The following is a 7,878-nucleotide window of genomic DNA, read 5'->3' on the forward strand; positions in this document are numbered from 1 at the left end:
CCCTGCCTCAGCGCAGGGGCTGCTCCTCCAGCGCCGCCAGGGCGTAACGCGCCGCGCGAGAGATGGCATCCGCCGAGTCCGGCATCTCCGGGTAGTGCCCCGCGAGGGGACGCTGCGGGAAGCGAAGCTGGGCAATGGCGTTGCGGTAGCTGCGGCGGGCCGCCTCATGGTCCTGCGTGCGCTCGTGCACCTGCGCCAGCAGGTAGTGGCCAATGGCCAGCGTGGGCTCCAGGAACAGGGCCTTGGCCAGCTCGGAGCGCGCCTCGCTCAACTCCCCTGCTTGCAACGCGGCGACCCCGCCGAACACCCGCGCCTCCACGCACAGCGGCTCGCGCTGGATGGCCTGCGCGAAGGCCTCGCGCGCCTCGGGGATGCGGCCGGTGAGCGAGAACAGGTTGCCCAGCGTCAGCAGCCCATCCAAGTCACTCGGCTCGTCCGCGAGCAGCCGCTGCACGCCAGCGATGGCCGCCGAGAAATCCCCCTGCGCCATCTTCCGCACCGCCATGGCCAGCCGCTCCGCCGGAGGCAGCAGCGTGGGCCAGGCGGGCACCTCCACGGTGGCCGCGCGGGGCGTGGGGGCCACGGCCGGAAGCTCGGTGGTGATGCGCGGACGGGCGGAGTCCCCGCTCCCCACCGTGGGCAGCTCCGCGGTGACACGCGAGCGCGCGACGCTGGAAGGCAGCGGCGCGGCGATGGCCGGCAGCGGCGAGTGAGGCGACACCGCGGGCAGCCGCCCCGGCACCACGGAACGCGGACTGGAAGAGGCACCCAGCGCCGGCAGCGTCACGCTGGGCGAGCCAGGCGCCGCCACCGACGCCGCTGACACCGCGGGCAGCCGCGTCGTCAACGGGACGTCCTCGGGCTGCATCCGCTTGCGCAGGTCCGCGGTGAACGCGTCCGCGGGCACGGGCCTCCGCGCGGCGACATCGGGCTCGCCAGGATACGGGGTGATGCGCAGCGGCGGCGCCCGCATGCTCTTGTCGTTCAGCGGGCGGCGGTACACGAACGCCCCATCGACTTCGATCATCTCGAAGCGGTCGTAGACCTTGAAGAGGCTCTCCGAGTACCCCAGGAACAACAACCCACCCGGCCGCAGCGCGGCGAGGAAGCGGTCCATCAACCCGCGGATGGTGGGCAGGTCGAAGTAGATGATGACGTTGCGGCAGAGGATGAGGTCCAGCGACGACAGGGCCACCTTGTCGAAGACGGGAACCGCCAGGTTCTGTCCATCGAAGCGGATGTACTCACGCAGCGCGGGCAGCGCCTCATAGCCCTCTTCCACGGGCTTGAAGAAGCGCGTCAGCCGCGCCTGGTTGATGCTGATGGCCCGCCGCGAGGTGAAGCGCCCCTGCTTCGCGGCCTCCACCGCGGCCAGGTTGAGGTCGGTGGCCCACAGGTCCACCTCCAGCGACAGCGCGCCCAGCTCCGCCAGCACCATGGCCAGGCTGTAGGGCTCCTCCCCCGTCGCGCAGCCCGCGGACCAGATGGACACCTTGCGCATCTCGCGCCGCGAACGGGACACCAGGTCCGGCAGCACGCTCTTCTCCAGCGCGCGGAACTGCTTCGCGTCGCGGAAGAACTCCGTGTGCCCCACCGTCACCAGCGGCAACAGCGAGCGCAGCTCCTCTTCGCCACCGGCGCCCGTCAGGCGCTGGATGTAGTGCTCGGGCTCTTCCAGGCCCAGCACGGGCATCCGCGCCGACAGCGCCAGCCGGAGGCTGTGGAAGCCATCCGGCGTGATTTTCAGTCCCGCGCGCTCCAGCAGCAGCGCGGCGAGTTGCTGCAAGACTTTCTGGCTCGCCGTCAACACACATCCACCCACTGCATCAGCGCCGCGCCAATCCGGCTCAGTGGCAGCACTTCGTGCGCCGCGCCCATCAACACCGCCTCGCGCGGCATGCCCCAGACGACGCTCGACGCTTCGTCCTGGGCAATGGTCCGACCGCCGCGCTCTCGAATCTCCTTCAACCCTCGCGCCCCATCGCGCCCCATGCCCGTCAGGATGACCCCGATGCAGCGCGAGCCAAACGACTCGCCCGCGGAAGTCAGCAGCATGTCACAGGACGGCCGGAAACCGCGAAGCGCGGGGCCCGCGTCCAGCTCCAACCTGCCCTCCGGTCTGACCAAGAGGTGACTCCCCGACGGAGCGATGTACACCGTGCCCGGCGCCATGAGCACGTCATGTTCGGCCTCCAGCACGCGCAGCGCCGTTTCATTGGCCAGCCAGTGCGCCAGCCCTTCCGTGAAGCCGTCGCTGATGTGCTGGCAGTAGGCGATGGGCGCCGGGAAGGCGCGCGGAATCATCCGCAGCACCTGCGCCACCGCCTTGGGTCCGCCCAGGGACGCTGCGATGGCCACCAACGGATACGGAGGAGGCGGCTTCGCCTCACGCGCCGCTTGCGGTGGCGGCCGCGTCTGCACCTGCCGCACCGCCTTCACCTGCGCCAGCAGCACCAGCTTGCGCGACACGTGCGCCCAGAACTCGGGCCCGGGGTTCGCCGGACGCTCCAGCACGTCCAGCGCGCCCGCCACCATCGCCTGGAAGGCCTCCTGGCCGGACAACACGCCGGGGTGCAACGCCAGCACCGGCACGGGCCGCTCCACCATGACGTGCTCGATGGCGGGCAGCGCGTCCAGCGCGCTCAGGTCCACCAGCACCACGTCCGGGAAGTGCCGCTGCACGGCCACCAGGGCGCCGGCGAAGTCCACCTCCGCCGGCCCCACGGGCACCAGGGATTCCCCATCGAACAGGCCCCGGGCCGCGAGCGCACGCAGCCCCTTGCCCACCATGAGCACCCGAAACGCCATACCTGCGACTGCCGCGCCACCGACCAAGCCTGGCTCCTCAGGTCAGCCGGTCGATGGCCTGCGCGAGAACCTCCACGCCCAGCTCGCCCTTGACGAGGTACGCGTCCGCGCCGGCATCCAACCCGCGCCGCTTGTCCTCGGGCGAGGCGAGCGACGACAGGATGATGACCGGAATGCGAGCCACCGCGGGCGTCGACTTGAGCCGCCGCGCCAGCGAGAACCCGTCCAGCTTGGGCATCTGCACGTCCGTGAGGATGAGGTCGTAGGTGTTGTTCTGCACCTTCACGTAGGCCTCTTCGCCGTCCTGGGCTTCCTCCACCGAATGCCCCAGCGCCTTCACCAGCGCCCCTTCCGTGGCGCGGGCAATGGGCGAGTCGTCCACCAGCAGCACCCGGAGGCGCTTGGCGGCGGGGGCCTGGGTGACGGGGCGGGCCATCCGGCGCACCTCCGCCATGATGTCCGGGACATGGAGCAGCACGGCGATGCGCCCGTCCTCCAGCGCCGCGGTGCCGGCGATGAAGGGCGCGGCCTTGAGGAACTCGCCGCCGCAAGGCTTCACGGCCACTTCGCGCTCGTCCACGAAGCCGTCCACCACCAGCGCCGCGTGGTCCTCGCCGTGACGCACCACCACCGCGGGTGGCTTGTCGAAGCGATTGCCACCGTTGAGGCCCAACAGCGGCCCCAGCGCCACCAGCGCCGTGGGCTTGCCACGGTGCCGCACGGCCAGCGTGCCGAAGATCTCCAGCCGGTCATCCGGCTTGACGCGCATGACGGCTTCCACGTCCGCGGCGGGCATGCCGTAGACGTCGTCCCCCAGTCGCACCAGCAGCACCTTCATCAACGCCAGCGACTGCGGCAGGCGCAGGGTGATGGTGGAGCCACGGCCGATTCGGCTGCTCACGCCCACCGAGCCGCCCAGCGTCTCCACCTTGCGCTTCACCACGTCCATGCCCACGCCACGGCCAGACAGCTCGCTGACTTGGTCGCGGGTGGAGAAGCCGGGGCGGAAGATGAGCTCGATGGCCTCGCGCTCCGACAGCGCAGCGGCCTGCACCGCGTTGATGAGGCGCTTGGAGATGGCCGCCTGACGCAGCCGCTCCGGGTCGATGCCGCGGCCGTCGTCCTCCACCTCGATGTGGAGCATGTCGCCGTCCACGCGCACGCGGATGCGGATGCGGCCGTTGAGCGGCTTGCCCAGCTGCTGGCGCGTGTCCGGGGACTCCACGCCGTGGTCCACCGAGTTGCGCAGCAGGTGCACCAGCGCATCGCGCACGTCGCCCAGCATGGACCGGTCCACGCCGATGTCGGCGTTCTCGATGACCAGGTCCACTTCCTTGCCCTGCGTGCGCGACATCTCGCGAACGGCGCGCGGGAAGGCGTCGAACACGGTGGACAGCGGCACCAGCCGGGCCTCGGCCACATGGTCCGCCATCTTCGCCAGGTTGCCGTGCAGCGTGTTGATGCCGTCGTCGTTGCGGCGCACGAAGCGGAACGCGTCGTCGCGCAGCATGTGGAGGTCGCTCTCCACGCGGTCCAACTGCTCACGCACCTCGTTCGAGATGTCGATTTCTTCCGCCAGCCGGAGGAAGCGGTCCCCCAGGCGGCTGAAGCGCTCGAACAACGCCTCCGTCTCCGAGCTGCGCAGCCGGCCGCGGGCGCTCTCCACCAGCAGGTCGCCCGCGAGCAACCCCAGCGCGTCGAGCACCTCCACGTTGACGCGGATGCTCCGGTCGGCCACCGCGGACTTCGCGGCGCTCGGGGCCTCCTCGTCTCGGCCATGCGCGGCAGCCGGGTGAGGCGCGGCTGCGGCGGCGTGCGCCCCTGGCTCGGCCACGGGGACCTGCGGCAGGGGCGCTGCCACCGGAGCCTGCACCGGCGCGGGCGGCGCGGCGACGGCCGCCGGTGCCACCACGGGCACGGCGACAGGGGCCGGCGGCGGCGCGGGAGGCGGCGCCACGGGCCGTGCGCCAGCGATGGCGGGCGGCGTCTGTCCGGAGACTTCCGCGAGCATGCGGACCATCTCCTCGCTGGCCGGGTTGCCCGTGTTGGCGCCGGACAGGTCTTCGTTGAGATCGGAGAGGACGTCGCACGCCCTGAGCAGGACGTCGGTGGCCACCTCCGTGGCCGTCTTGCCCTCGCGCTCTGCGCGCAGGACGTCCTCGGCGGCGTGCGCCAGCTGCCCGATGGCGGCCAGACCCAACATGCGGGCCTCGCCCTTCATCGTGTGCAGCTCGCGCGCGACGTCCTCCGCGGCCTGGTCCGCGGTCTCCTTCTCCAGGTCCAATACCCCCAGCTGAATCTTCTGGAGGCGGTCGGCGGTGACCTCCTGGAACTTCTTCAGGAGGGATTTCTTGAGAGCCTCGGTGTCCATGGCCGGCGTACGCCCCTCCCCTTCCAGGAAGCGCTAGTCGGCCTTGAACCGCTTGATGAGCTCGGCCAGCCGTCCGGCCAACTGCGTCAGCTCCGCGGCCGCGCCCGTGGCCTGCTTCGAGGCCTGCGTCGTCTGGCGCGTCACGTCCTCGATCTCCGCCATGGAGGCCACCACCTGCTCGGTAGCCGTGCGCTGCTGCTGCGTGGCGAGGTTGATGACGCGGGCCGCGTCGCTCGTCTCCTGGACGCCGGCGAGGATGCCTTCCACCGCCTGCGCCGCCACCGCGCCCAGCTTCTCACCGGACTCCGTGGCGGACTTGGACGCCTCGGCGGCGCCGGCCGCGGCGGCCGTGGCCTCGCGAATCTCCGTGATGAGGTTCTTGATCTCCTTGGTGGAGTCCAGGACGTTCTCCGCCAGACGCCGCATCTCCGCCGCGACGATGGAGAAGCCCTTGCCGGCCTCACCCGCGCGGCTGCCTTCCAGCGCCGCGTTCAGCGCCAGCAGGTCGGAGCGGTCCGCGATCTCATCGATGACCTCCACCACCGTGCCGATGCGCTCCACGCGCTTGGACAGCTTCGCGATGGAGTCCGCCACCGCGACGCCGTCGCTGCGGATCTGCTGCATGGCCTGGATGAACTCGCCAATGGCGCCCCGGCCCGCGCGCGCCGCGCCCAGCGTCTCTTCCGCCACGCGCGCCACGCTGCCCGCGTTCTCGGCGATCTGCGCCGACGCGTGCTTCAGCTCCTCCATGGTGGCGGTCGTCTCGTGGATGGCCGCCGCCTGCTCCGTGGAGGACGTCTCATGCTGCGTGGAGGCCGCCAGCACCTGGTTGGCGGACGAGGACAGCCTCAGCGCCGCCTCGTTGATCTCCCGCACGAAGGTGCGCAGCGTCTCGATGACCTTGCCGAAGCCCTCCAGCAGGGGCCCGAGCTGCGGGTCTTCGGTGGTGGTGTTCCACCGGGACAGGTCGCCCTCGCGCACCAGGCCGATGAGCGCGTCCAGCGCCTGGTCGATTTCCTGCGCCGCCACGTGCTTGCGGTGCTCGGAGGCCGCGAACTGGTCCAGCACCTGGTTGAGCAGGTGCGCCAGCTCCGCGCCGGACTCACCGACCAGCTCCTTGGGCACGCGGGCCTGCAGGTTGCCGGACAGCACCGTCAGCAGCGTGTCGGTGATGGCCTTCGTGGAGGAAGGGGTCGACGCCGCGTTCGTGGCGCCGGCCTTGGAGGCGGGGGCCTTCCGGGCGCGAGCCTTGCCAGCGGGCTTCTCGTTGGGGGTGTCCAGGGACATGTGTCTCAGTGCCTTCCTTGAGTCCTTGCGGTTTCGACCAGATCGATGAGCAACACGGTGCGGGCCTCTTCCAGGCACACACCGACTGCGTAGGCTGCGGCGCCGGCCGTGGGAGGCATCCGGCGCAAGGAATTGACGGGGATGGAGCGCACGCCGTGCACGGCGTCCACCTTGAGGTGGGCTTCACCCTCCGGGGTGTCGAAGACGATGGCGCGGTTGCCCCGGTGGGGCAGGCCCAGCTCCGCCAGCGTGAGGTCCTCCGGCAGCGCGCGGTCGATGCGCAGCACCTGGGACGCATCCGTGCCGTAGAGCGTGGCGCCGATGTCGAAGAAGAGGAGGTCCACCTCTTCCTCCTTCTCATGGAAGGCGTCGTCGTTCACCGCGCCACCGCCCGCTGCCGTGCCGTCTGGAGCAGCTTGGAGAAGTTGAGGAGGTTGATGGCTTCCTGGTTGCCGCTGGCCTGCACCACGCCCAGCAGGTGCTCGGCCGCGGCGTCGCCGCCCAGGGGCGGTGGGAGGATGTCCGCCACGGGAATGCGGCGCAGCCCCAGCACCGTATCCGCGACGACGCCGGCCACGTAGCTGCCCGTGACGCCGACGAACAGGCGGGTGCGCGGGCCGATGCGGGCCTCTCCCTTGGAGAGGAAGCGCAGCAGGTCCAGCACCGGGAGCACCTCGCCCCGGTGGCCGGTGACGCCCATGATGAAGGACGGGGTCCGGGGCAAGGGCGTGAGCAGACCGGCCCGAAGCACTTCGAGCACGTTCTCACTGGGCACGCCCAGGCGGAGGTCGCCCACGCGGAAGCAGAAGAACTCCTGCTCCGGCCGGGCCTGGGCGGCCAAGGCGCGGTCCGGAGCCATCCGGAGTGCTCGCTGGAGGGGAGTCGAGGTCGTGGTCAAGGCGCCAAAGTATCCGGAGGCGATGAATAGCGGTCAAGAGGACCTGACGACCAGCCCGCCTGGTCGCCGTTTCGATGGTCCGCGCTGCACCAAAGGTGTAGGGTTCTACCGCGAAGCCCTTGAGGAGGACGATGTCGCGCGTACTGGTCATTGATGACAGCCCGATGCTGGTGGAGCTCACTGTCCGGGCGCTCACCGCCGCCGGCTACCAGGCGAGCGGCGCGCAGGACCTTGCCAGCCTCGAGCAGAAGCTCGCCGAGGGGCCGTTCTCGCTCATCCTCATGGACGTCAACATGCCGGAGATGTTCGGCGACGACGTCGTGGAGTACCTCCGCCGGCAGAAGAAGGTCACCGCGAAGCTGGTCCTCTATTCCGACATCTCCGAGGCGGAGTTGGACGGAAAGACGAAGGCTTCGGGGGCGGATGGCTACATCCTGAAGAGCGGTGGGCTCGAAGCCGTGCTCGGCGGGGTCATGGGTCTCATTGGCCCCCCCGCCCTGGGCATCCCCACCGC

General features: G+C 70.6%; 7 protein-coding genes. 1 reads left to right on the plus strand and 6 read right to left on the minus strand.

Features of this window, described 5'->3' with window-relative positions; genetic code table 11:
- Window positions 1-7: 7 nt before the first annotated feature.
- Genes FMP39_RS26015 through FMP39_RS26040 form a run of 6 tightly spaced genes read right to left on the minus strand, consistent with a single transcriptional unit; the run spans window position 8 to window position 7,325 of the window.
- The gene (locus FMP39_RS26015) at window positions 8-1,810 is read right to left on the minus strand and encodes a protein-glutamate O-methyltransferase (protein ID WP_141592869.1); all 1,803 of its coding nucleotides are present in this window, start codon (window positions 1,808-1,810) and stop codon (window positions 8-10) included.
- Complete coding sequence (locus FMP39_RS26020; protein ID WP_141592870.1) at window positions 1,804-2,808, minus strand: chemotaxis protein CheB; 1,005 nt, start codon at window positions 2,806-2,808, stop codon at window positions 1,804-1,806. The genes FMP39_RS26015 and FMP39_RS26020 overlap by 7 nt, the downstream gene beginning before the upstream one ends.
- 37 nt (window positions 2,809-2,845) lie before the next feature.
- Window positions 2,846-5,179, minus strand: a complete 2,334-nt coding sequence (locus FMP39_RS26025) for a hybrid sensor histidine kinase/response regulator (RefSeq protein ID WP_141592871.1) — start codon at window positions 5,177-5,179, stop codon at window positions 2,846-2,848.
- A gap of 33 nt (window positions 5,180-5,212) precedes the next feature.
- Window positions 5,213-6,466: a methyl-accepting chemotaxis protein gene (locus FMP39_RS26030; protein ID WP_141592872.1), complete on the minus strand. Its 1,254-nt coding sequence runs from the start codon at window positions 6,464-6,466 to the stop codon at window positions 5,213-5,215.
- A 5-nt stretch (window positions 6,467-6,471) separates the two neighbouring features.
- The gene (locus FMP39_RS26035) at window positions 6,472-6,846 is read right to left on the minus strand and encodes a CheW domain-containing protein (protein ID WP_020478840.1); all 375 of its coding nucleotides are present in this window, start codon (window positions 6,844-6,846) and stop codon (window positions 6,472-6,474) included.
- Complete coding sequence (locus FMP39_RS26040; RefSeq protein WP_011554146.1) at window positions 6,843-7,325, minus strand: chemotaxis protein CheW; 483 nt, start codon at window positions 7,323-7,325, stop codon at window positions 6,843-6,845. The genes FMP39_RS26035 and FMP39_RS26040 overlap by 4 nt, the downstream gene beginning before the upstream one ends.
- Before the next feature lie 170 nt (window positions 7,326-7,495).
- On the opposite strand from FMP39_RS26040, the gene FMP39_RS26045 reads away from it, so the two are divergent.
- Window positions 7,496-7,878 (plus strand): response regulator (locus FMP39_RS26045; RefSeq protein ID WP_141592873.1); only part of this gene is annotated, 383 nt, incomplete at its 3' end.

It is taken from the genome of Myxococcus sp. AB056, from assembly GCF_006547365.1.
Lineage (GTDB): Bacteria > Myxococcota > Myxococcia > Myxococcales > Myxococcaceae > Myxococcus > Myxococcus virescens.

Bases quoted from the DNA above. Each gene is read 5' to 3' on its own strand.
- FMP39_RS26040 (WP_011554146.1), bottom strand. From the start codon at position 7,325: ATGGCTCCGGACCGCGCCTTGGCCGCCCAGGCCCGGCCGGAGCAGGAG.
- FMP39_RS26025 (WP_141592871.1), bottom strand. From the start codon at position 5,179: ATGGACACCGAGGCTCTCAAGAAATCCCTCCTGAAGAAGTTCCAGGAG.
- FMP39_RS26020 (WP_141592870.1), bottom strand. From the start codon at position 2,808: ATGGCGTTTCGGGTGCTCATGGTGGGCAAGGGGCTGCGTGCGCTCGCG.
- FMP39_RS26030 (WP_141592872.1), bottom strand. From the start codon at position 6,466: ATGTCCCTGGACACCCCCAACGAGAAGCCCGCTGGCAAGGCTCGCGCC.